Here is a 22,432-nt window from a genome sequence, read left to right as displayed (position 1 = left end):
GGCTGGCTGCGAAAAAATCTGTTTAACGGGCCTTTTAACTCAATAGCCACCCTGATAGTGGGCTATTTTCTGATCAGCTTTCTGGTGCCCACCATTCAATGGATCTTCATCGATTCAGACTGGGTAGGCACCAGCCGGGACGCCTGCACCAGCGGCGGTGCCTGCTGGGTATTTATCGCCAACCGGCTGGATCAGTTTCTTTACGGCTTCTATCCGGAAGCGGAACACTGGCGGCCGCAGCTGGCCTTTCTGCTGATGATCGGCTCGATTATCTGGCTGGTTGTGCCACAGACACCGAAAAAGGGGCTGGTCGCTATCTGGTTGCTGGTGATCTATCCCATCGTTGCCTACCTCCTGCTGTATGGTAATTCATTCGGCCTGCCTCAGGTTGAAACGCACCTCTGGGGCGGTTTAACCCTGACCCTGGTGCTGGCGGTGGTCGGTATTGTGGCGTCACTGCCGCTGGGGATTGTGCTGGCACTGGGACGGCAGTCTGATATGCCGATTGTGAAATCGGTCTGTATCACCTTTATCGAACTCTGGCGGGGGGTACCGCTGATTACCGTGCTGTTCATGGCGTCCGTTATGTTGCCACTGTTTTTCCCGGAAGGGATGAGCTTTGACAAGCTGCTGCGGGCACTGATCGGTATCACCCTGTTCCAGTCTGCTTATATGGCGGAAGTGATCCGGGGCGGCCTGCAGGCGATCCCTAAAGGACAGTATGAAGCGGCAGATGCCCTGGGACTGGGCTACTGGCAGAAGATGATTCTGATCATCATGCCTCAGGCGCTGAAGCTGATGATTCCGGGCATTGTAAACACCTTTATCGCGCTGTTTAAAGATACCAGTCTGGTGCTGATTATCGGTCTGTTCGATGTCCTGGCGATCGGTCAGGCAGCCAACCAGGACCCTGACTGGATCGGTTATTCCACCGAGAGTTATTTGTTTATTGCCCTGTTGTTCTGGATGTTCTGTTTCAGCATGTCGCGCTATTCGCAGCATCTGGAGAAGAAACTACAAACCGGCCACGGCAACCGCGCCTGATAACAGAGAGATTTTGAGATGAGTCATTCACAAGCGACTGAAAAACTGATGGTGGAACTGCGCGACCTGAACAAATGGTACGGCGAGTTTCATGTCCTGAAAAACATAAACCTGGAGGTTAAACAGGGCGAGAAAATCGTCATTTGCGGGCCTTCGGGGTCGGGCAAATCTACCATGATCCGCTGTATTAACCGGCTGGAAGAGCACCAGAAGGGCGATATCATCGTCAACGATATTCCCCTGAACGAAGATATCAAAAATATCGAAGCGATCCGCAAAGAAGTGGGCATGGTGTTCCAGCACTTTAATCTGTTCCCACACCTGACGGTGCTGGAAAACTGTGTACTGGCCCCGATCTGGGTGAAAAAGATGCCCCGCAAAGAGGCGGAAGCGCGGGCGATGGAGCTGCTGGAGCGGGTGAAGATTCCCGATCAGGCACTCAAATACCCCGGCCAGCTGTCCGGTGGTCAGCAACAGCGGGTGGCGATTGCCCGCTCCCTGTGTATGAACCCGGATGTGATGCTGTTCGATGAGCCCACCTCAGCCCTCGACCCCGAAATGATCAAAGAGGTGCTCGATGTCATGATCGAACTGGCCAACGAAGGGATGACCATGCTTTGCGTCACCCACGAGATGGGCTTTGCCAAGACCGTGGCGGACCGGGTTATCTTTATGGATGGAGGGCAGATAGTTGAAGAGAATGAGCCTCATGAGTTCTTTAACAACCCGCAGCATGAACGGACCCAGCTGTTCCTGAGTCAGATTCTTCAGCATTAAAGACAATCGCCAGATGCGGCTGCGCCGCTTGCTAGTGGCTAGAAAAAGCATGAAAAAAACCGCCTGTCTGGGCGGTTTTTTTCTCTGCATCCTCTCTGTACGTTAAATGCCTATATTTCATAATAGTGGTGTGATCGAGGATAGTTCGGTTTAATAAAAGAGCAGCGACTGGATTAAACGCTTTCTGTTTACAGAGCCACTTCTTACAGAGCTACTTCCCCCGATATCCCGAGAACACGCTTAAAGGTTATGATATGTTGAAATAGTCTGTCGCTATACACCTTATTCACCACTCAACAGAACTGCAGCCGAACATGACTCAACGGATATTCGCAACACTTCATCCACAGCGACTTGCTGCCATCGCTATCTGTGTATTGCTGGGCAGCCTGATCGCCAGGATCAGTTTCGCTGAGCAGAATAGCGTCATACGTGTGGGTGGCGACCACAACTACCCGCCCTACGAGTTTATTAATGAAGAGGGGGAACCGGATGGCTACAACACCGAGCTAACCCGGGCAATTGCCGAAGTGATGGGGATGAACATCGAGATCCAGCTGGGTGGCTGGGCTGAGATGCGTAAGAAGTTAGAGCATGGCGAGCTGGATGCATTACAGGGGATGAGCTTTTCCGAAGAGCGCGCCAAAAAATACGATTTTTCCCCTCCCCACGCCATCATTCATCAGTCCATTTTCGCCCGTAAAGGGGACGCAAAAATCACTCAGCTATCCGAACTGAAAGGCAAGGAGGTGATCGTCCAGCGTGGCGGGATCATGCACGATTACCTGCTGCAGAATGATGTGGGGGCACGCTTGATTCTGGTCGACACTCATGCAGCAGCCCTGCGGTTACTCGCATCAGGGCAGCATGATTACGCACTGGTGGCTAATTTACCTGGGCTCTATCTGGGAAAAGAACTGGAGCTATCCAATATAATCCCGGTGGGAAAACCGTTTGGTGCCCAGCACTACGGTTACGCGGTGCTCAAAAATCATCAGGAGTTACTGTCGCAGTTTAGTGAGGGGCTCGCCATTCTTAAAAATACCGGACGACAGCAGGCGATCTATGACCGCTGGCTCGGGCCAGTCGAAAACGCTGGCTTACCCTGGAAAAAGATCGGTCAGGCTACGGCTATCATCTCCGCTCTGCTGCTACTTATACTGGGGGGCATTGTGATCTGGAACCGCATGCTGACCCGCCAGGTCAGCCGTCGCACCGAAGAACTTAAGCTACAGCAACAGCAACTGCTTCAGGCAGACAAGATGACTTCGCTGGGAATACTGGTCTCCGGTGTCGCCCATGAGATCAATAATCCCAGCAGTCTGCTGCTGTTAAACCTTCCGGTACTGAAAGAGGCCTATCTCGATCTGGAGGAGATTCTCGAGTCCCATTATCAGACCCATGGAGACTTTGATATGGGAGGCCTGACCTACCGCCGTATGCGTGATGAGATTATTCCGATGCTGGACGATATGCTGGCGGGCACCCATCGTATTCGCCGAATCGTCGATGACCTGCGTGATTTCGCCCGCCAGAGCCCAGCCAGTCTGGATGAAACCGTTAATCTTAACGAAGTCCTTGCCACCTCTATTCGGCTGGTCGACAACACTATTCGCAGTTCCTGCGATCATTTCAATGTGACCTATGGCGCTGATCTCCCCCTCTTCAGAGGCAATGCGCAACGGATTGAACAGGTTATAATCAACCTGATCGTAAATGCCTGTCAGGCACTCGGATCAGCTGAACAAAGTATCTCCGTCACCACCGCTTATAACCCGAAGGAAAAAAAACTTACGCTGCAGATCATTGATCAGGGGTGCGGTATCACAGCTGATAACTTAAGTCGTCTGAGTGATCCTTTCTTCACCACTAAACGGGAACAGGGTGGCACGGGCCTGGGGCTATCGGTTTCATCCAGTATCGTACAGGAGCATGGCGGCACTATGGCCTATGAATCGATGCCCGGCAAAGGCACCTGCGTCACCCTCTCTCTGCCCGCTATTCAAGGAGTTGTTTAACGATGAATAACCGTCGCTACCCCAACTTTGGTGTATTACTGGTAGATGATGAAGCGCCATTTTTACGCAGCCTCAGTATCGCCCTTGAGCGACGTGGCGGGATAAACCATATCTACCGCTGTGAAGACAGCCGCAATGTAATGACAATGATCGCCCGGGAACCGATCGGGCTGGTACTGCTGGACCTGACCATGCCCCATCTCTCAGGAGAAACGCTGCTGCAACAGATCGTTGAGGAGCATCCAGAGGTCGGCGTGATTATTATCAGTGGTCTGAACCAACTGGAAACGGCAGTAAAATGCATCCGCCTCGGTGCCTTCGATTATTTCGTCAAGACCACCGAAGAGGAACGCTTGATTGAGGGGGTACGGCGCGCCATCCAGTTACAGGAGATGCGTAAAGAGAGTCAGGCAATGCGTCAGCGCTTCCTCACCGACACCCTTGAACGGCCGGAGGTATTCTCTGACATCATCACTCAGGATAAGGGGATGCGCTCAGTGTTCCAGTATCTGGAATCGATCTCAACCAGTAGCCAGCCGGTACTGATTATGGGTGAAAGCGGGGTCGGTAAAGAGCAGATCGCCCACGCGATCCACACGCTGAGCAACTGTAGCGGCCCACTGGTGAGCGTCAATGTTGCCGGGCTGGATGATAACGTCTTTGCTGATACCCTGTTTGGCCATCAGCGTGGTGCGTTTACCGGAGCGGATAAAGCGCGCGCAGGGATGGTTGAGCAAGCCTCCGGTGGCACCCTGTTTCTCGATGAGATCGGCGACCTGAGCCTGGCCTCACAGGTTAAACTTCTGCGCCTGCTTCAGGAGGGTGAATATTACCCCCTGGGAAGTGATCGCCCGAAACGAATTCGCGCCAGGGTAGTCGTCGCCACGCATCAGAATCTGGAAGAAAAACAGCAGTTGGGCGAATTCCGCAAAGACCTGTACTACCGGCTCAGAATCCATCAGGTAGAGATCCCTGCACTGCGACAGCGCAAAGGGGATATCCCCCTGCTATTGGAATATTTTCTGGCCGAAGCCGCTGAAGAACTGAATAAAACCAAACCCACAATACCAAAAGAGCTACCCGTATTGCTGGCCAACTATAGCTTCCCGGGCAATGTGCGTGAATTAAGGGCACTGGCCTATGATGCGATGAGTCTGCACCACTCAAAAATGCTCTCGATGGAGGTCTTCCGACGAATCCTCAACCAGGAGATCCCCTGTACAGAGTCCGATAAAAGCGCCACTCCGATAATCTTTAACCCCGATCAGCCTCTGCCAACTCTGCAGGAAGCGGGCGAACTCCTGGTTGCAGCAGCGATGGAGCGTGCTCAGGGCAATCAATCCCTGGCATCGCGCCTGCTGGGTATTTCACAACCAGCACTGAGCAAGCGATTGAAGAAAAAAGAGCCTTAGTCCTGTCTGCTGAAATCATCCCCCTCTTCTGTTGCACGGTTACCCAGCGATGCACAGTGAAAGGTTTCGCTGGTTATAAACCCCTATAACCATTGGCAACACTATAACCAAACTTCGCAGTTCTAACCTGTTGATTAACAACAATTATAAGACCAAACAAGCGTCAGCCTATTCCACAGGTTATACCCCTTGCAGCCGCAAAAACATTAAATAAAAAACCATTTTCTAATTTTAAATCAATGAGTTATAAGATTTCTTAACTCTTGGCATCCTCCCTGCTTTATAGATTGCATCCAGTGCTCATCGCTCCCTCGTTCAATACAGGAAGGCGACGCACCTGAGCCATCAAGATGGCGCAAACAATAATAAACCGATGAGGAAGCACCATGGGTGAAGCCATAGCGTTAACGCAACAAGAGAGTGGGCGCAAAGAGAAAGATCTGTTGGGTGAGGCGTTCGTTCCAGCAGATGCCTATTTTGGCATTCAGACGCAACGGGCACAGCGAAACTTCGATCTCAGTGGTATTCCCCTGCACCACTTCCCTCAACTGGTCGAGGCATTGGCATTGGTAAAGCTGGCGTGCGCCAGAGCCAATAATACGCTGGGCTTTTTGAACGATAGCAAAACCGCAGCCATTGAAGCGGCCGTTAAGAAAATTCTGTCCGGTCATTATCACGACCAGTTTGTCGTCGATATGATTCAGGGCGGTGCGGGCACCTCAACCAATATGAATGCCAACGAGGTCATCGCCAATATCGGCCTCGAGCAGATGGGATATGCCAAAGGTGAATACAGCCACCTGCATCCCAACAATGACGTCAACATGTCTCAGTCGACTAACGACGCTTACCCTACGGCCGTGCGCCTCTCGATACTCTTAAAACACGGTGATCTGGTCAAAGCGCTGGCCTCACTGCGCGACGCTTTCTCCGCTAAAGGCGACGAGTTTGCCGATGTCATCAAAATGGGGCGCACCCAGCTGCAGGATGCGGTACCGATGACCCTGGGGCAGGAGTTCAAATCCTTTGCCAGCACCCTGACGGAAGATATTGACCGCATTGCCGGCCTGTCTGAACTGCTCAAAGAGATCAACCTGGGCGGTACCGCCATCGGGACCGGTATCAATACCGATCCGGAATACGCCAAACTGGCGGTCAACAATCTTTCTGAACTGAGCGGTTTTGAATTCAAGCGAGCATCTGATCTGGTGGAAGCCAGTTCCGATATGGGCGCCTTTGTGTTGTTCTCCGGCATGCTCAAGCGTCTGGCGGTGAAACTATCAAAAATATCCAACGATCTACGCCTGCTGAGCATGGGTCCCCGCTGCGGTCTTGCCGAAATAAACCTGCCGGCACAACAACCGGGTAGCTCCATCATGCCGGGCAAGATTAACCCGGTCATCCCAGAAGCGATGAACCAGGTTGCCTATCAGGTGATCGGCAACGATCTCGCCCTGACCATGGGCGCTGAAGCGGGCCAGCTCCAGCTAAATGCCATGGAACCGCTGATCGCCTATAACGTGCTGGAATCGATACGCATGCTGACCCAGGCGATGAATATGCTGAAAAACCGCTGCATACGCGGCATCACAGCTAACCGGGATCGCTGCCAGGAACTGGTTGATCAGAGCATTGGCATCATCACCGCCGTTGTGCCTTACATCGGTTATGAAAACTCGACCCGCATTGCCAAAGCCGCCCTCGAGAGTGGCCGTGGCGTGCTGGAACTGATCAGAGAGGAGAACTTAATGAGTGAAGCGGACTTAAGTGACCTGCTCAAGCCTGACAATATGATAGCCCCTCAGGCACGACGACGTTAACCCACTACAAGCTTACCCCAACCCTGAAACCCGATACGGGTAAAAAAACAACTATAGAAAGGATGAGAGTTATGCAACCAACTGTGAAAAATGAAAGCCGCTCCGGTTTCTGGAGCGATCTGGCTCTGTGGAAAAAAATATTGATCGGAATGGTTCTCGGTGTCGCCGCCGGTGCGATCATGGGACCAGATGCTGAACTGCTGAAACCGATCGGCACGCTGTTTATCAACGCTATCAAGATGCTGATTGTCCCGCTGGTTTTCTGCTCTCTGGTGGTCGGTGTCACCTCTATGCAGGATACCCGTAAAATGGGACGGATCGGTATTAAAGCGATCATACTGTATCTGGGAACCACTGCCATTGCGATCAGCATTGGACTGGGGCTGGGCACTGTCCTGACACCAGGAGAGGGACTGAATATGGTAATTACCGATTCGTCAGCTGTCGGCAAAGAAGCACCGACACTGGTACAAACGCTCCTGAATATGATTCCCAAAAATCCGGTCAGCGCGCTGGCAGCTGGTAATATTCTGCAGATCATCGTCTTCGCGTTAGGCCTGGGCATTTCGCTGACACTGTGTGGCGAGAAAGCAGAACCAGCAATCCGCTTGTTTGAAAGCCTTGCGGAAGGGATGTACAAACTGACCGGGCTGGTGATGAAGCTGGCCCCCTATGGTGTGTTTGGTCTGATGGCCTGGGTAGCCGGAAAGTACGGCATGGATATTCTGTTACCACTGATTAAGGTAATTGTTGCAGTCTATATTGGCTGTCTGATCCATGTACTGGTTTTCTACACTGGGTTAATCAGCACTCTGGGACGATTGAACCCTGTGCGCTACCTTAAAGGACTGCTGAACCCTGCTGTGGTCGCATTTACGACCACCAGCAGCTCCGGCACGCTTCCCGCCACCATCAAAGCCTCTCAGGAAGAGATGGGTGTATCCAAGAGTATCTCCAGCTTTGTTCTGCCGCTGGGCGCAACCATCAATATGGACGGCACCGCTCTGTATCAGGGCGTCTGCGCGCTATTTATCGCACAGGCCTTTGGCATCGACCTGGCGTTCTCTGATTACCTGCTGATCATTATGACCTCTACGCTGGCCTCCGTTGGCACCGCCGGTGTTCCGGGTGCTGGCCTGATCATGCTATCGCTGGTGCTCACTACTGTTGGTCTGCCAATCGAAGGCCTTGCCATTGTTGCGGGTATCGATCGTATTCTGGATATGGCAAGAACCAGCGTGAATGTGTGCGGCGATCTGATGGTCTCAATTCTGGTTGCCAAGAGCGAGAATGAGTTAGACGGGTCAATTTACAATCAGACATCATCACACACTAAGCCTGAAGCTGCACCTGTGACCATCTAACGTTCCGGCTCAACTGAACCTGACAAAAAACCGCCTGATTGGGCGGTTTTTTATGCTGCCGTTGAGCTACCCGATAACCGTCAGATCGCCTCCCGACCGTGGGGGGCATCAAAGTTATGCTCTGGCCCTACAGGCACGATCCGGGTGGGGTTGATCATATCGTGGCTGTAGTAATAGTGTTGTTTGATATGTTCCATATTAACCGTCTCAGCCACCCCTTCAATCTGATACAGCTCGCGGACATAGCCACTGATATTCGGGTATTCGCGCAGCTGTTTCAGGTTACATTTAAAGTGACCGTGATACACCGCATCAAACCGGATCAGGGTGGTAAACAGACGCCAGTCCGCTTCAGTTAGCTTCGCCCCCGCAAGGTAGCGATTGTGGGACAGAATTACCTCAATCCGATCAAGACTGGCAAACAGGTCTTTAACATTGTGTTCGTAGGCGTCCTGCGTGGTGGCAAAACCTGAACGATACACACCATTGTTCACCGTCTCGTAGATCCAGCTGTTCAGCTCTTCAATCTCATCACGCAGCAGTTCAGGCCAGAGATCGCATTCATTGCCGGTCAGGTCGTTAAACGCTGAGTTAAACATGCGGATAATCTCTGACGATTCATTGCTGACGATGGTCTGCTGCTGTTTGTCCCACAGCACTGGCACTGTCACCCGGCCGGTATAATCCGCTTGCGCCCGGGTATAGATCTGATGCATAAACTCAGAACCGTACAGATGATCGCCAGTTGAGCCGGTTTCCCTATCGAAGCTCCAGCCCTGTTCCAGCATATGCGGGCTGACAACCGACACCGTAATCAGGTCTTCCAGTCCTTTGAGCTTACGAAAGATCAGGGTGCGATGTGCCCAGGGACAGGCCAGCGAGACATACAGATGATAGCGGCCAGGCTCAGCCCTGAATCTTCCCTCACCGGTAGGACCGGGACGGCCATCGCTGGTTATCCAGTGACGAAACCCCGCCTGTTCACGGACAAACTCACCTTTGGAGTTTTTAGTTTCATACCATTGATCATGCCATTTGCCTTCGATTAGTAATCCCATCACGGCCTCCTGCTTGGTTACACTATGAAACCATAATAGATTCTATTTTATAGATTAAAAATCACTTAAATACGGATTTAATATTCGAATAATTAGAATTATCTGCATCACAACACTGATGCAGTAGCTCCGCCAGACGCTTCAGTCCTGGCCCACTCTGATCCTGGCGGGCATAGTACAGCTGCAGCATCTCGCTACGACAACCTCCGTTCTGCAGAGGAATCGGCAACAATAACCCCTGTTCCAGCAAACGACGCATACGGGTCACCGGAATCCAGGCAAACCCCATACCCCGACTGATCATCTCTGTCGCTGTGGCGATATTACTCACGGTCCAGCGCTCATCTGCCTGCAGCCAGCCAGAATCAACATTTTTTGACAGAGCGGAATCCCGGGTCACCAGCTGCCGGTAATTAATCAGATCATCAACCACCAGGGTCTGCCCCTGTTGATACTGCTTAAAGACCTGATGACTGGGAGCCGCTACGGCAAGAAAATCCACCGCAAACAGGGGCTCTGCCAGAAAGTGAGACACACCCGACCCTGCAATCGCCAGATCAACCTGCCCCTGATTCAATGCTTCCGATGCACCCGACAGAACCGTTTCATACAACTGAATCCGGGTGTTGGGATATTCCGAAGAGAACTGCTCCAGTACATTACCGATATATTCCGGCGGAAACACCTGATCAACAGCGATGGCGATCTCAGGCTCAACACCCGCATTCAGGCTCGCAGCCAGTGAATCGATGTTAGCAGCAGATTCCAGCAGATGCTCAGCTCTCTGTAACAATAGCCGCCCAGCGTCAGTCAGGTGTGCTTTGCGGCCTTTAACTTCAAGCAATTTAACATCCAGCATCAGTTCCATCTTCTGAATCGCATGATGGATACTCGACTGACTCTTATGCACAACCCCTGCGGCATGGGCAAAACCACCGTGCTCCACAACCGCTTTTAGCATCCGCCACTGCTCTAGTGTTACCTTCACCCCATCATTCCTTTCTAAAAAATAGAATATATAACTCTATTTATACCGATTTTCATTCCCAAATATAGGACTATCATGGAAGCATATCAAATCAGGTACGGCTTAGATCGATTCAGCCGAAGGAGTACGTTATGACGATTCAAATCATTCAGAGCCATCCATCCGCCGATGGTGCCGGTGTCAAAATACAGCGGGTTCACGGCTTTCGTGATAATGGTCTCGACCCTTTCCTGATGCTGGATGAGATCTATTCGGATAACCCGAATGATTACGGCTCAGGCTTTCCAGCGCATCCGCACCGGGGTATCGAAACCCTCACCTATATCCGTCATGGTGGGTTTGAACATCAGGATCATCTGGGTAACAAAGGCGGAGTACAAAGCGGTGAAGCGCAATGGATGTCGGCCGGACGGGGCATTATTCATTCCGAGATGCCGCTGCAGAAAGATGGCCTGATGCACGGTTTTCAGCTGTGGCTCAACCTGCCCGCCAGCCTGAAGATGAAAGACCCGGACTGGAAAGATGTTGGCCGTGAACAGCTACCCTGGCAGCCGCTGGAAAATGCCGAAGTGAAAGTGATCGGCGGCGGGATCTCCCTGGATGGCCAATCATTCAACGGCCCGCTGCAGCAACTCCCTGGCAATGCCACGGTTGCAGATCTCTGCCTGAAAGCGGATGCTGATATCAGTATTGCAAACAGCGCGGGCCGGACGCTGCTGCTCTATGTCTATGAAGGGGAGCTGAGTCTGAATGGTAAAGCAATAACCACCCGGCAGATGGCGAAAATAACCGAACCTGAGGCGTTGCAGATCACATCCGCCAACGGTGCCGGTACTCTGCTACTCAGTGGCGAGCCCCTGAAAGAGCCGGTGGCTCACTACGGCCCCTTTGTGATGAATACTCAGGCTGAAATTAATCAGGCGATCCGTGATTATCAGCAGGGCACCCTGACCGATTCACAGTAAAACCGATCCCCCTCCATTCAGAGGGGGACAACACCTGAATAGGTTATCCCCGAAAGATACGCCAGATCACGATTCCAGGTAGCCAGATCGCCCATATCAAACTGTTGCAGATGATGATGCCCGCAGGCCCGGGCCATCACCTGCATCAGATGCACCGAGCCGGTCAGAAAGTTGGCCAGTTGAGCGGCAGACTTATCCACATTCAAGCGCTGGCGCAGGTCAGCCTTCTGGGTTGCGATACCCGCCGGACAGTTATTGGTATTACAGATCCGCGCCGCCACGCAGCCGATCGACTGCATCGCACTGTTGGCCAGCGCGATACCATCGGCGCCCAGTGCCAGTGCTTTAACAAAGTCACTGGGCACCCGTAACCCGCCGGTAATAATCAACGTCACCCGCCCACTGGCACCGTTGGTGTTCAGACAGCGCCTGGCCCTGGCCAGCGCCGGAATCGTGGGTACACTGATATGGTCTCTGAACAGCTGTGGCGCGGCTCCCGTACCGCCGCCCCGACCATCAAGAATGATATAATCGGCTCCGGCTTTCAGAGCAAACTCGATATCCCGCTCAATATGGTTGGCACTGAGCTTAAAGCCTACCGGAATCCCCCCACTGATCTCCCGAACCCGGTCGGCAAAGAGACTAAAATCGGCCACACTGTGAAGATCGGTAAACGTCGGCGGCGATAGTGCTTCCTGTCCCTCCGGAATCCCCCGTACCTGAGAGATCTTGCCGACATTTTTACTGGCGGGCAGATGACCTCCGGTACCGGTTTTAGCCCCCTGCCCCCCTTTAAAATGAAACGCCTGCACTCGGGTTAACAACTCTTCCCGATAACCAAATTTAGCGCTGGCAAGCTCATAGAAGTAACGGGAGTTGGCCTGCTGTTCCTCCGGCAGCATACCGCCCTCACCGGAACAGATCCCCGTACCGGCTAGCTCAGCCCCTTTTGCCAGAGCGGTTTTCGCTTCTTCCGACAAAGCGCCAAAGCTCATATCGGAGACAAACAGAGGGATATCCAGCTGCAACGGTTTTTTCGCTTCCGGGCCGATCACCAGCGAAGTTTCCACCACCGCATCTTCCTGCAACGGCTTACGGGCCATCTGAGCGACCATAATCTGAATATCATCCCAGGCCGGCAGCTGATTGCGGGGCACACCCATTGCGGTCATCGGACCATGGGAGCCGACCCCTTTGATCCCGTCACGGGCCAGTTGATGGATAAACTCGACAGTGGACTCCTCAGGCGTATTCACCGCCTGCGGAGGCGTGTTATCGGAAGCATCAGACACAGCCGACCCCGGCCCCTCATGGCCCACAGCGGCGGAATCAAACTGTTTATGGCTGCCATCACAGTAGGGCGCGTTGCTGGTATGTTTGCAGACGCACAGCCACGCTTCCCCGGTACTTTCAGCCCGGAACGCTTTGGGTGTCAGGCCCGTCTCCCCATGGGAACCATCGCAGAAAGGTTGTTTAGAAGAACGCCCACAGACACAGAAATGATATTCCTGCCCCTCAATGAGCTCGACCTTAGCGGGCTTGTTATCCGCGACGACCGGCTTTGCTGACATAACTCACTCCCATGAACGGTTCAATGAGTAAAGCCTAGCAGCCATTTTAAAAAAAGAGCCAGCCCTGGGTAAAAAAACGCTCAGATCAGGCGCCTTCAGATACCATCATAGATCAGCTTAATACCGACTATCAGCAGCATAATCAGAATAATGCGGTAGAACAGCTGATCATCCAGCTTATGATGGATCACCAACCCCAATCTGATACCGATCCAGGCGACAGGGGCCAGCACCAGCCCCACCAGCAGGTTATCGGTATTGATCTGTCCCAGTACGCCATAGGCCACCAGTTTGACCAGATTGACGATCGCCAGAAACACCACTGCGGTGCCCAGAAATTCGGCCCGGGGCAGTTTCATAGGAATCAGATAGAAATTCATCGGCGGCCCCCCGGCATGGGCGATAAAGCTGGTGAACCCCGCTACCATGCTGGAGATAGATCCGACCACCGGCGAAGCGGTCCGGCCCAGCTTTGAACCGTTCAGTAGCCCCCAGAGGGCAAAACCAATCGACAGAATACCCAGCAACAGGCGTAACACATCGTCATTCAGATAACCAAACAGCAGATAGCCGATAAAGATCCCCAGCACCGCACCCGGCACCATAATCTTTAACAGATCGTTACGTTTACTGTGCCACCAGGCCCGAACACTGAAATAGTCCATCAGAATCAATAGTGGCAGCATAATGGCGGCGGCCTGCACCGGACCGATATAGAGCGACATCAGCGGTACGCTAATCACGCCAACACCTCCGGCAAAGCCTGACTTAGAAATACCGGTTAATAACACACCGATGGCGGCTAACAGCCAGAACGCCCAGCTAAATGACAGGATAAGATCCACTGAATTCCCCCGATAAAAGCAGCATCTTACCCTGATGCAGAGGATGGTAAAACTTATCTTCGTATTTACACTCTGCTGCGGACAGGGTAAAACAGTGATGAACAGTTTTCACTTGCGAACCCAGATGATCAGAATAAAACGTGCTTCAGACCGGGGTTATGCCCATTTCGGCTGGCTTGAATCCCGGCATGTATTCTCATTCGGCAGCTATTTCGATCCAGAATGGATGGGAATTTCCGAACTGCGGGTGGCCAATGAAGATCTGTTGCATCCGGGTGCGGCAATCGATCCGAGCACCCACCAGGATATGGAGATCATCTCCGTTATTCTCGATGGTAAAAACCTGCATACCGACTCGCTGGGCAACCGAAAGCTGTTAGAGGGCCGTAGCCTGCAACTGCTCAGTACCGGAACAGGCACTGAGTTCACCGAACAGAATGCCTCGCTGGAAAACAACCTGAAAATGCTGCAGTTCTGGATCGTACCCGAGACCACCGGCAATTCACCACGCTATCAGTCGCGTAAACTCCTGAGTCGCGAGGGGGTACAACTGATCGCATCCCCTGATGGCCGGGATGATTCCCTGCAACTGGGTCAAAATGCTGAGATGTATCAGTTCCGTTTGCAGCACACCAGCTACGGTCTGCCAGCCGCAGCGCACGGCTTTCTGTTTCTCTTCAGGGGCGAACTGGAGGTCAATGGCAGTTTATTACTGGCGGGTGATGCGATGCTGTTTGAAGATGAACCACTGATCTCCCTGCGGGGAATCAGTCGTGCCGAGGGCTTTTATTTCACCCTGCCCTGAAAAGCCCGGCTCCTGACCGGGAAAACCCCAACTCCTGACTTAAAAAACCTCTGCTCCTGACCTGAAAAGGGTTCGGTAAACAGCCTGATTCAAGCGTCAGCGTTTTTAAAACAAATCGGTATATAACAAAAGAATTCCAAACAGAATGGGGCTTTCAGCCCGATTACCCCGGTGTGTAATAAAATTTTTACCAAAACATTGTTGCAATGCACAAATAATTCGCTATATTGAAATAGCACTTTGCTTTTTGAGCCACTAATTTGGCTTACTTCGACCCGGCGCCCGCCGGGTCCTTTTTTTCCGCACCGCACCAAAAGCGAGCATTTATCACTCCAAACCGTTGCTTATACTGAACTCTTCTGCAAGATTCTGGAGTGAATTCACGACTTTATCCGGTGAAATATCCCAAAAATCAAACACCGCAGCCGTATCTCGCTGAACCCATGCGGCATTCAGCCCCGCATGTTTAGCTCCCATCACATCCCAGGCATTGCTCGATATCAGCCAGGTATCACCCGCCCGGCTGGCGGTGCGATTCAACAGATGCAGGTAGACCGCCGGATCGGGTTTATAGCGTTTAATCTCATCGACGCTGACAACATCATCCAGCAACTCCAGCACATTAGCATTGTTCAACAATGTTCTGACCTTGTCAGCAGGACCGTTAGAAAAAGCCACGCAGTAGTGGCCCTGCGCCCGCAACGACTCGATAGCAGGAATAACATCGCTATAGGTCGCCAGTTGCTGATATTGGGCCATCAGGAACTGTTGCTGCTCTGTCGTCAGAGAAAGACCGGTTATGCTGAGGGCATACTCAAGCGCCTGAAGGGTACAGATATTAAACGGCTCGTATCGTCCCATCAGGCCACGTCGAAAAGCATACTCTACCTGCTTTTCCCGCCATATCCTGGCCAGATCTCCGGCTTTATCACCCACCATCATCTGCAGATGCCTGCCCATCTCGAGTGGATCGACCAGAGTGCCATAAACATCAAAAGCAAAGGTCTGTCTGTGCATATCTGTTCTCCAGTGGATGGTTCAGATCGGTGGCTATCGCGATGATAAACCAGAAATCATCAACGCAAGCACAATGCGTTGAATCGCTGATATCAATTTTATGATGAAAGCCGGGGCAGGAACAGCCAATGAAAGCATCTGATAAAAAGAACAAAAAAGAGAGCCCCGCGCTAGCGGGGCTACATGTGGCATGCGAAGTATTTTCTTCTATCTCTTTTCAGCCCCAACTTATTGAGGCTATTGCTTCTCTGTCTTTGCAGAGTAACTTCAGCTTAGTACAGAATTTCCGCTTCGAACTTGAAAATTTTTTATACCCACACGGGCTTAATTGCGATTATTTTCTGTTACTGCCCCTGTGTAAAAGCCGCGTCCCCAGCGCATTGAATCTGAAGCGAAACCAGATTCAGGATCCCCATTGATTACTCTGCTCTCTGGCTACTTATCGCTGCATTTTACGTCATCCGTATAACCGACAATCGCCACTGCGCGGAGATTCCCCATATCGGGCTATACTTATCTCTATTGGTATACAGCAGATCAGCGGGATACGCCGCAACCGGACAACTCTCTGATGAGCACAGACTCCTGTCGCGGATGTGATCGCAATGCTCGTTGTGACCGGTAAGTTCAATTGCAGCTTGTCTTCAGAGAGGTGTAAATGGCAACATCAGAGGTCCAGAATTCAGATCCAGCCACTCAGGCCCCTCCCCCGGAACTGATTATCGACAGAATACCCAATCTGAAAGATCTCCTGCCCGATGCACTTCAACCTTATTGGGCCGTGTTGGAACACTATCCACTGATTGGCGCAATGCTGATCGTAGTGGTCTCGTTCATGGTGGCCTTTTTGTTCCGGGCAATACTCATCCGCAGTTTGCAAAACGTTTATGTATCATCGCCAGGCTTTGCCGAAGAGAGAGTTATCCGGCATCTGCGCAAGCCGCTGTTTACCACAATACTATTTTTCGGTTTTACCCTCGCAGCCCAGATCGCAAACCTGGGAGTCATAACCAATATTCTGGTGAACCTGTCGGTGTCCGTTATCGTCGCCAGCTGGATGCGCGCAGCGTTTCACCTGAGCACAACGATCCTGGAATCTCTGGGCAGCAGTCAAAACCGTATCCCGGTTATCGAGCCGCAGACGATTCCGATTCTTAACCTATCGGTGCGGCTGATTGTGATTCTAGTGGGCAGCTACTGTTTACTGATCATCTGGGGAATCAATCCCCTCGGCTGGCTGGCTTCAGCGGGTATCGTCGGCATCGCCGTGGGTTTCGCCGCCAAGGACACCCTGGCAAACCTGTTTTCGGGTTTTTTCATTCTGGTAGATGCGCCCTACAAAGTGGGCGACTATGTCAATCTAGATAGCGGGGAACGGGGCCGGGTAACGCATATCGGTCTGCGCAGCACACGATTGATGAGTCGCGATGATATTGAGATCACCCTGCCCAATGCAGTTATCGCCAATGCGAAGATCGTTAATGAAAGCGGTGGCATCAACTCCAATATAAGAATAGCGATAGCCGTTAGCGTCGCCTATGGCTCTGATGTCGATCAGGTCTGTGAGATATTACAAACCATTGGCAACCGCTATGAGGGATTTTGTGAACTGCCAGAGCCACGGGTTCGGATGCGGGCTTTCGGTGCTTCCGGTCTGGACTTTGAACTGCTGGGCTGGATTCACAACCCCGAAGACCGGGGCAGAATCCGGCATGAGATGTTGATGGAGATATATAAGCAGTTTGCAGCAGCCGGCATTGAGATCCCCTATCATAAAACAGATGTCTACGTTAAGGAGTTCCCCAAAGGCTGAAGCATTGGGGATTCTTTGAGCTTGACCTGGCCCGGATGCACCATGTTTGATATTAGTGGAGCGATACCTCCCCACAATCTAAAAGAGACTCACCACAGTACCCAGAGGGCATGCTAAGGGCACGGAGAACACAGAGAAAACCGATGAATAGCTCTTCTCCGTTTGCTCTGTGTCCTCTGTGGTAAAACAATTTTCTATGCCTTTTTAACGTCAAGCCCCTCGCCATAAAGTTTTTGGCGCCACTAATGGCGTTTCTTCCGTTTGATCCCATCAGAAGGCAGCGCCTCCTGCGGGTTATCCGGCCACTGATGTTTTGGATAGCGCCCTTTCATATCCTTCTGTACATCGCGATAACTATTGGCCCAGAAGCTGGCCAGATCCTGAGTCACCGCCAGCGGCCTGCGCGCCGGTGACAACAGGTGTATTTTAACCGCCACACCATACCCGACTACCGGAGTCTGGGTTGAGCCAAACATCTCCTGTAGTTTGACCGCTAAAACCGGTGGATATTCGCTGTAATCAAGGGCAGCACTGTGCCCCGAAGGCAGTTTCAGGCGCACCGGCGCAAGCCTGTCTAACTCATTAGGCAGCGGCCATGCCAGCAACGCCTGCAGTATGCCCGCCAAATCAAGACGGGCAAAATGATTGATATGATTCACCGGATCAAGCCAGGGCGCTAACCAGTTTTCCATCGTGTCCAGCAAGGCCTGATCAGACAGATCCGGCCAGCCCCCTCCTTCAGGTTGCGAGCGATGCAGAAACATCACCCGCTGACGCCAGCTGCTGATCTCCTGAGTCCAGGGAAGCACCTGCAATCCCTGCTTACGAATCATCTGTACCAGTGCCTGGTTCTTCTCTTTTACCGGCACCTCTTCAAGTGCCTCCCGGCTTAATACCAGCACACCGATGCGGCGCTGCAATTCACAACACATCCGTGCCTGCTGGCGCTGCCATTCGACCACTTTATGCTGCCCGACCAGGCCTGACAGCCCATGGGAGAACAACTTTTCCGGTAATGCGATGGCAAGAAACACCCGGTCCGCACTCTGCCCCTGCATCCCCCAACAACTGGCCACCGCCAGCCAACGCTGTTTTGCCAGCGGGTCAGAGTCAGCTAACCTGACGGCCCGACCACCACTTAACTGATAATCGCCGCCAGCATCACTGCGTTTAGCAGCGATCCGGTCCGGGTAGGCCTGAGCGATCAGCATGGCGCAGAGTTCTGATTCTGTGAGATCGACCGAACGCTGACTGAGTGTACTCAGATGACGGCTACACAAGCGATAGAACTGCTGACTCAGTTGACGAATGCGCTGCAGAACGCCCTTCTGGCTGGCAGCGCAGGCGATATCCCCTCTCAGCCAGTGCAGACGACGCTCGAAATCAGCATCACCGCTCAACGGATCCCGTTCACTGAGCAGGGCTGCTATATCACAAGCCAGCCTGGCGCACTGGCTTTGCCAACCCACCAGTAACAGATGCGCAAGTCTTGGATGCAGCGGCAGCAACGCCATCAGAGCGCCCGTATCGGTCAGTTGCAGACCGCCCTCAGTCGGTTTTAACGCCTCCAGCCGCACCAACAGATCCCGTCCCTGACTCAACGCCGCTTCCGGTGGTTGATTCAGCCAGCGCAGTTCGGCAGGGTCCTCTACCCCCCAACGAGCCATCTGCAGGGCTAACGGGGTCAGATCGGTGGACATGATTTCCGCTGTCGCATGGGGTGCCAGCTGGCCCTGCTGGTTCTCGGACCAGAGCCGGTAACAGCACCCTGGCTCCATCCGCCCTGCCCGGCCGGCCCGCTGAATGCTGGCGGCACGGGACACTTTACAGGTATGTAACCGGGTCATGCCACTGGCGGGATCAAGCCGGGCTTCACGACTCAGTCCGGCATCGATAACCACCCGGATTCCCTCAATTGTCAGACTGGTCTCGGCAATATTGGTGGCCAGCACAACCTTACGCTGTCCCGGCGGAGACGGTGCTATCGCCTGCTGCTGCGCCTGAATAGTCAGATCGCCATACAGTGGCGCCAGAATCACACTGTCTGGCAGATGCCCCTGCAGGTTGCTCATAACACTGCGAATCTCTCTCTGCCCCGGCAGAAACACCAGCAGACTTCCGGATTCCTCCTCCAGCGCCTGTTCGATCGCCCGGGCCACAACGTTCTCCAGACGCTGATCGCGACCTACGGCACCCAGATAGCGGATATCCACCGGATAGGTTCGTCCTTCACTACTGATCAGTGGAGCTTCGGGTAACAGCTGATCAATCACCCGCTGATCGAGGGTCGCGGACATCAGTAACAGTTTCAGCGGCTGATCTTCACGAAACAGTTCCCGCCCCTGCAGTGTCAGCGCCAGACCAAAATCCGCATCGAGACTGCGTTCATGAAACTCATCGAAGATCACCAGGCCATACCCTTCCAGGCTCGGATCATCCTGAAGCATTCGGGTCAGAATACCCTCAGTCACCACCTCAATGCGGGTCTGAGGGCCGATTTTAGAATCCATCCTCACCCGATAACCTACTGTGTCACCAATGGTTTCACCCAACTGCTGTGCCATTCGCCCGGCAGCCATCCTGGCCGCCAGCCGACGGGGTTCAAGCATCAGGATTTTCTGACCGGCAAGATCGGGATGCTGCAGCAGTTCAAGTGGCACCAGGGTCGTTTTACCGGCACCAGGAGGCGCTTCCAGCACCACCTCATCATGCTGACTCAGGGCTTCACTAAGCTGATCCAGAACAGCTGATATGGGAAGAGAACTCATGGGCAAATGTAATCCGGTGCGGGCAACAGAAAAAAGAAAGCTATTCTAACAGCCAGACGTGATATTACAGGCAAAAAAAACGCCATAATCAATATGGCGTTTTCTCAGTGGCACAAGATCTATGCGGTTTCAGCGACCGGATTGCTGTCCACCACAGGATCATTTACCGCGGGATCTCCCGATGAAACGGCATCGGCATTGACCGCTGGATCAGCCGCCTGATGATGACGTGAGCGATCTGCACGGTTTTCATGCTCATGCTCATGCTCATGCTCATGCTCATGCTCATGCTCATGCTCATGCTCATGCTCATGCCGATGATGATGCCTGTTATGAACCATATCACCAAGCTTGCCTAACCCCTCCTGCATTGACTTCTGCTGGGTTTCGCTGCTGCTGGTAAAACGGACATCGTGCTGCACCAGGTCGACAAACAGACTCATGCTGAACTCGGTGGCATTTGTAACCCGCTGCTCACTGCTGCTGACCTGATTCTGGAGCTGCTCAATAAACGGCGCTAAGGCATGCTGCGAAGCGGCGGGGGCTTCGCCTCCCATCGCCTGAACCTGACGATATTTCTCAATGGCCCGATACTCAATCGACTGCTGCATCGAGATATCCATCTGCGCCAGCTGTTCCGGGTCCAGGGTCAGGTCACCCGCCTGTTGCAGCGCCGTTTGCAGATCCCCATTAAAGAAGCTGCTGGCCAGCGAGGAAAGATCCTGAACCAGCGAGGCGATGGCATCGATCTCTTCAACATCCAGCTCACCTTCCACTGTAAAACCAAAATCACTGCTCTGATTTTTTTCGATACTGTAGCGCTGACTCTCCCGTCCCGGCCCACTGCGCAGGCTGTAATCAGATTGATAACGGGTTTCGCTATTGAAGGTGATTTCAACCTGATCACCATCCTGAGTGGTCAGATTGATGGTAAAGCTGTCATCCCGGTTAAAACGCTCTTTCAGTGAGTATGACTGGCGGGAGGCCACGGCAGCCGGACTACTGCCCTCCTCGGTGCCAGACACAGGGCTATTCTGCCCGCGGGGGGCTGCTGTACCGACGCCCGAAGCGCTGGGCTGAGAAAGCCCGGGATTAAACATGAACGGAGTTGAGCTGAAGGAGTTAAGCATCGCAGGCCCCGGTTTTATTATTCGTAAACCGGGTTATCGCCCGCCAGGCACTGATCTCAAATGAAAAAAAATCATATTGTCGGGGGCTGAAGATGAAGCCCGCTGTTTCAGAAGAGATCAATATCCTCTGACCAGGCCCGCTCTTCCTCTTCCATATAGACCTGTTCCAGCAACGCTTCAGCCCAGTCCTGCTGCTTCGCCAGATGCCTGAGCAACGCCACAGAGATCACCTTAACCGGCGCCACGCTGCTCCACATAGAGGAGGCCAGAAAGCGCCAGTAAGCGGGATCGATCGTTTTTGGCCGGTCCAGCTGCCCCTGACAGGTTTCACAGATCATAATACAGTGATCGTAATTGGGGTCCGACTCAATAGGCGGCACTTCATAGACCACCAGCTTAACCCCGTGGTTTTCACACAGCTCGCATTTAGAACCGCAACGGCGCACCAGGTCTTTGCCAAACTGCGACAGCCCATGGTGTCTTTCCTGATGTCTCGCATGGCCTTTTGACATAGGAGTATTCCTTTAAAATCAGACAAATATAATACCTATAACAATAGGCTCAAAGCAGAAAAAAGTTAAGCAAGACAACTATATATCTTCGACCTGGGCTGTTATAGCGGGCTTTCACAACAGGTCCCACCTGCCTCCGGGAGACGTCTGGCACACCAGGAGGTAAACAAGGCACGGTAGGATATTCCTCCTCAGACAGATTCACTCTACAGTTTTGCACCTGTAGATAAATGAAGACACAGAAACACCCCGGCTTAAGCCTCCATCGCCAGATTGTTCTCCGGTGCCAGAGGGCCAGAAAACGGGCTGTGTCATCTGCTTATTATCTTAACAGCTGATTCTCTGGTTAATCCGTCATGACAGCGAAATGCCTGGATAGCATTTCATTAACCGCTATCTGACGGAGCAACCGGTTACAGGACTGTTGCAGCCCCCCTCAGATATCACCAGCGCTCTGGCAATCAGTATCTGACCGCGACAACAGTCTGCATCCATCTCAGAGGATGGGTGCTGTAGCAACACAAT

At 52.7% G+C, this 22,432-nt stretch carries 18 protein-coding genes; 10 read left to right on the top strand and 8 right to left on the bottom strand.

Going from position 1 to position 22,432, the window contains the following annotated elements; genetic code table 11:
• The 6 genes from BMY09_RS14375 to BMY09_RS14350 form a co-directional block, all read left to right on the top strand.
• On the top strand, nucleotides 1-1,044 hold a 1,044-nt coding region (locus BMY09_RS14375; RefSeq protein WP_091359655.1), incomplete at its 5' end, for an amino acid ABC transporter permease.
• Between the two features lie 18 nt (nucleotides 1,045-1,062).
• Nucleotides 1,063-1,821 carry an amino acid ABC transporter ATP-binding protein gene (locus BMY09_RS14370; RefSeq protein ID WP_091359653.1) on the top strand — a complete coding sequence of 253 codons (759 nt, stop codon included), beginning with the start codon at nucleotides 1,063-1,065 and terminating at the stop codon, nucleotides 1,819-1,821.
• Nucleotides 1,822-2,135: 314 nt separating this feature from the next.
• A complete protein-coding gene (locus BMY09_RS14365) occupies nucleotides 2,136-3,839 on the top strand; it encodes a transporter substrate-binding domain-containing protein (protein WP_091359652.1) in 1,704 nt (567 codons plus the stop codon).
• Nucleotides 3,840-3,841: 2 nt separating this feature from the next.
• Nucleotides 3,842-5,251, top strand: a complete 1,410-nt coding sequence (locus BMY09_RS14360) for a sigma-54-dependent transcriptional regulator (RefSeq protein WP_091359650.1) — start codon at nucleotides 3,842-3,844, stop codon at nucleotides 5,249-5,251.
• Between the two features lie 386 nt (nucleotides 5,252-5,637).
• Nucleotides 5,638-7,071 (top strand): aspartate ammonia-lyase, encoded by a 1,434-nt coding sequence (locus BMY09_RS14355; RefSeq protein WP_091359648.1) that lies wholly within the window; start codon nucleotides 5,638-5,640, stop codon nucleotides 7,069-7,071.
• A gap of 71 nt (nucleotides 7,072-7,142) precedes the next feature.
• On the top strand, nucleotides 7,143-8,435 hold the full coding sequence (locus tag BMY09_RS14350) for a dicarboxylate/amino acid:cation symporter (protein ID WP_091359646.1): 1,293 nt from the start codon (nucleotides 7,143-7,145) through the stop codon (nucleotides 8,433-8,435).
• A gap of 80 nt (nucleotides 8,436-8,515) precedes the next feature.
• On the opposite strand, the gene BMY09_RS14345 is transcribed toward BMY09_RS14350, so the two are convergent.
• Together BMY09_RS14345 and BMY09_RS14340 are read right to left on the bottom strand one after the other, a co-directional pair.
• Entirely contained in the window at nucleotides 8,516-9,493 is a 978-nt protein-coding gene (locus tag BMY09_RS14345; protein WP_091359643.1) for a glutathione S-transferase family protein, read from the bottom strand.
• Nucleotides 9,494-9,554: 61 nt separating this feature from the next.
• On the bottom strand, nucleotides 9,555-10,481 hold the full coding sequence (locus BMY09_RS14340) for a LysR family transcriptional regulator (RefSeq protein WP_091359641.1): 927 nt from the start codon (nucleotides 10,479-10,481) through the stop codon (nucleotides 9,555-9,557).
• Between the two features lie 131 nt (nucleotides 10,482-10,612).
• Here BMY09_RS14340 and BMY09_RS14335 point away from each other — a divergent pair, with 131 nt between their 5' ends.
• Nucleotides 10,613-11,446: a pirin family protein gene (locus BMY09_RS14335; RefSeq protein ID WP_091359639.1), complete on the top strand. Its 834-nt coding sequence runs from the start codon at nucleotides 10,613-10,615 to the stop codon at nucleotides 11,444-11,446.
• A gap of 17 nt (nucleotides 11,447-11,463) precedes the next feature.
• Here BMY09_RS14335 and BMY09_RS14330 read toward each other — a convergent pair whose 3' ends face one another.
• On the bottom strand, nucleotides 11,464-13,017 hold the full coding sequence (locus tag BMY09_RS14330; protein ID WP_091359636.1) for a glutamate synthase-related protein: 1,554 nt from the start codon (nucleotides 13,015-13,017) through the stop codon (nucleotides 11,464-11,466).
• 95 nt (nucleotides 13,018-13,112) lie between these two features.
• Entirely contained in the window at nucleotides 13,113-13,862 is a 750-nt protein-coding gene (locus BMY09_RS14325) for a sulfite exporter TauE/SafE family protein (RefSeq protein WP_245756595.1), read from the bottom strand.
• A gap of 97 nt (nucleotides 13,863-13,959) precedes the next feature.
• Here BMY09_RS14325 and BMY09_RS14320 point away from each other — a divergent pair, with 97 nt between their 5' ends.
• Nucleotides 13,960-14,667 carry a pirin family protein gene (locus BMY09_RS14320; RefSeq protein WP_175483550.1) on the top strand — a complete coding sequence of 236 codons (708 nt, stop codon included), beginning with the start codon at nucleotides 13,960-13,962 and terminating at the stop codon, nucleotides 14,665-14,667.
• 327 nt (nucleotides 14,668-14,994) lie between these two features.
• Here BMY09_RS14320 and BMY09_RS14315 read toward each other — a convergent pair whose 3' ends face one another.
• Nucleotides 14,995-15,684: a haloacid dehalogenase type II gene (locus tag BMY09_RS14315; RefSeq protein WP_091359629.1), complete on the bottom strand. Its 690-nt coding sequence runs from the start codon at nucleotides 15,682-15,684 to the stop codon at nucleotides 14,995-14,997.
• Between the two features lie 128 nt (nucleotides 15,685-15,812).
• On the opposite strand from BMY09_RS14315, the gene BMY09_RS14310 reads away from it, so the two are divergent.
• Complete coding sequence (locus BMY09_RS14310) at nucleotides 15,813-16,103, top strand: hypothetical protein (RefSeq protein WP_091359626.1); 291 nt, start codon at nucleotides 15,813-15,815, stop codon at nucleotides 16,101-16,103.
• Between the two features lie 239 nt (nucleotides 16,104-16,342).
• Nucleotides 16,343-17,497, top strand: a complete 1,155-nt coding sequence (locus BMY09_RS14305) for a mechanosensitive ion channel family protein (protein WP_091359624.1) — start codon at nucleotides 16,343-16,345, stop codon at nucleotides 17,495-17,497.
• Between the two features lie 242 nt (nucleotides 17,498-17,739).
• On the opposite strand, the gene hrpB is transcribed toward BMY09_RS14305, so the two are convergent.
• The 3 genes from hrpB to BMY09_RS14290 form a co-directional block, all read right to left on the bottom strand.
• On the bottom strand, nucleotides 17,740-20,265 hold the full coding sequence (gene hrpB, locus BMY09_RS14300) for an ATP-dependent helicase HrpB (protein WP_091359621.1): 2,526 nt from the start codon (nucleotides 20,263-20,265) through the stop codon (nucleotides 17,740-17,742).
• 119 nt (nucleotides 20,266-20,384) lie between these two features.
• The gene (locus tag BMY09_RS22215; RefSeq protein WP_091359618.1) at nucleotides 20,385-21,395 is read right to left on the bottom strand and encodes a hypothetical protein; all 1,011 of its coding nucleotides are present in this window, start codon (nucleotides 21,393-21,395) and stop codon (nucleotides 20,385-20,387) included.
• Nucleotides 21,396-21,502: 107 nt separating this feature from the next.
• Complete coding sequence (locus tag BMY09_RS14290; protein WP_091359615.1) at nucleotides 21,503-21,907, bottom strand: phnA protein; 405 nt, start codon at nucleotides 21,905-21,907, stop codon at nucleotides 21,503-21,505.
• Between the last annotated feature and the right edge of the window lie 525 nt (nucleotides 21,908-22,432).

The organism is Amphritea atlantica (genome assembly GCF_900111095.1).
Lineage (GTDB): Bacteria > Pseudomonadota > Gammaproteobacteria > Pseudomonadales > Balneatricaceae > Amphritea > Amphritea atlantica.
The sequence above is the reverse complement of the archived record's forward strand: the minus strand, read 5'-3'. Positions and strand labels throughout refer to the sequence as shown.

Coding starts and splice junctions, on each gene's coding strand:
- BMY09_RS14355 (WP_091359648.1), top strand. CDS start 5,638: ATGGGTGAAGCCATAGCGTTAACGCAACAAGAGAGTGGGCGCAAAGAG.
- BMY09_RS14335 (WP_091359639.1), top strand. CDS start 10,613: ATGACGATTCAAATCATTCAGAGCCATCCATCCGCCGATGGTGCCGGT.
- hrpB (WP_091359621.1), bottom strand. CDS start 20,265: ATGAGTTCTCTTCCCATATCAGCTGTTCTGGATCAGCTTAGTGAAGCC.
- BMY09_RS14290 (WP_091359615.1), bottom strand. CDS start 21,907: ATGTCAAAAGGCCATGCGAGACATCAGGAAAGACACCATGGGCTGTCG.
- BMY09_RS14330 (WP_091359636.1), bottom strand. CDS start 13,017: ATGTCAGCAAAGCCGGTCGTCGCGGATAACAAGCCCGCTAAGGTCGAG.
- BMY09_RS14370 (WP_091359653.1), top strand. CDS start 1,063: ATGAGTCATTCACAAGCGACTGAAAAACTGATGGTGGAACTGCGCGAC.
- BMY09_RS14305 (WP_091359624.1), top strand. CDS start 16,343: ATGGCAACATCAGAGGTCCAGAATTCAGATCCAGCCACTCAGGCCCCT.
- BMY09_RS14365 (WP_091359652.1), top strand. CDS start 2,136: ATGACTCAACGGATATTCGCAACACTTCATCCACAGCGACTTGCTGCC.
- BMY09_RS14320 (WP_175483550.1), top strand. CDS start 13,960: ATGAACAGTTTTCACTTGCGAACCCAGATGATCAGAATAAAACGTGCT.
- BMY09_RS14345 (WP_091359643.1), bottom strand. CDS start 9,493: ATGGGATTACTAATCGAAGGCAAATGGCATGATCAATGGTATGAAACT.
- BMY09_RS14360 (WP_091359650.1), top strand. CDS start 3,842: ATGAATAACCGTCGCTACCCCAACTTTGGTGTATTACTGGTAGATGAT.
- BMY09_RS14310 (WP_091359626.1), top strand. CDS start 15,813: ATGAAAGCATCTGATAAAAAGAACAAAAAAGAGAGCCCCGCGCTAGCG.
- BMY09_RS22215 (WP_091359618.1), bottom strand. CDS start 21,395: ATGCTTAACTCCTTCAGCTCAACTCCGTTCATGTTTAATCCCGGGCTT.
- BMY09_RS14315 (WP_091359629.1), bottom strand. CDS start 15,684: ATGCACAGACAGACCTTTGCTTTTGATGTTTATGGCACTCTGGTCGAT.
- BMY09_RS14350 (WP_091359646.1), top strand. CDS start 7,143: ATGCAACCAACTGTGAAAAATGAAAGCCGCTCCGGTTTCTGGAGCGAT.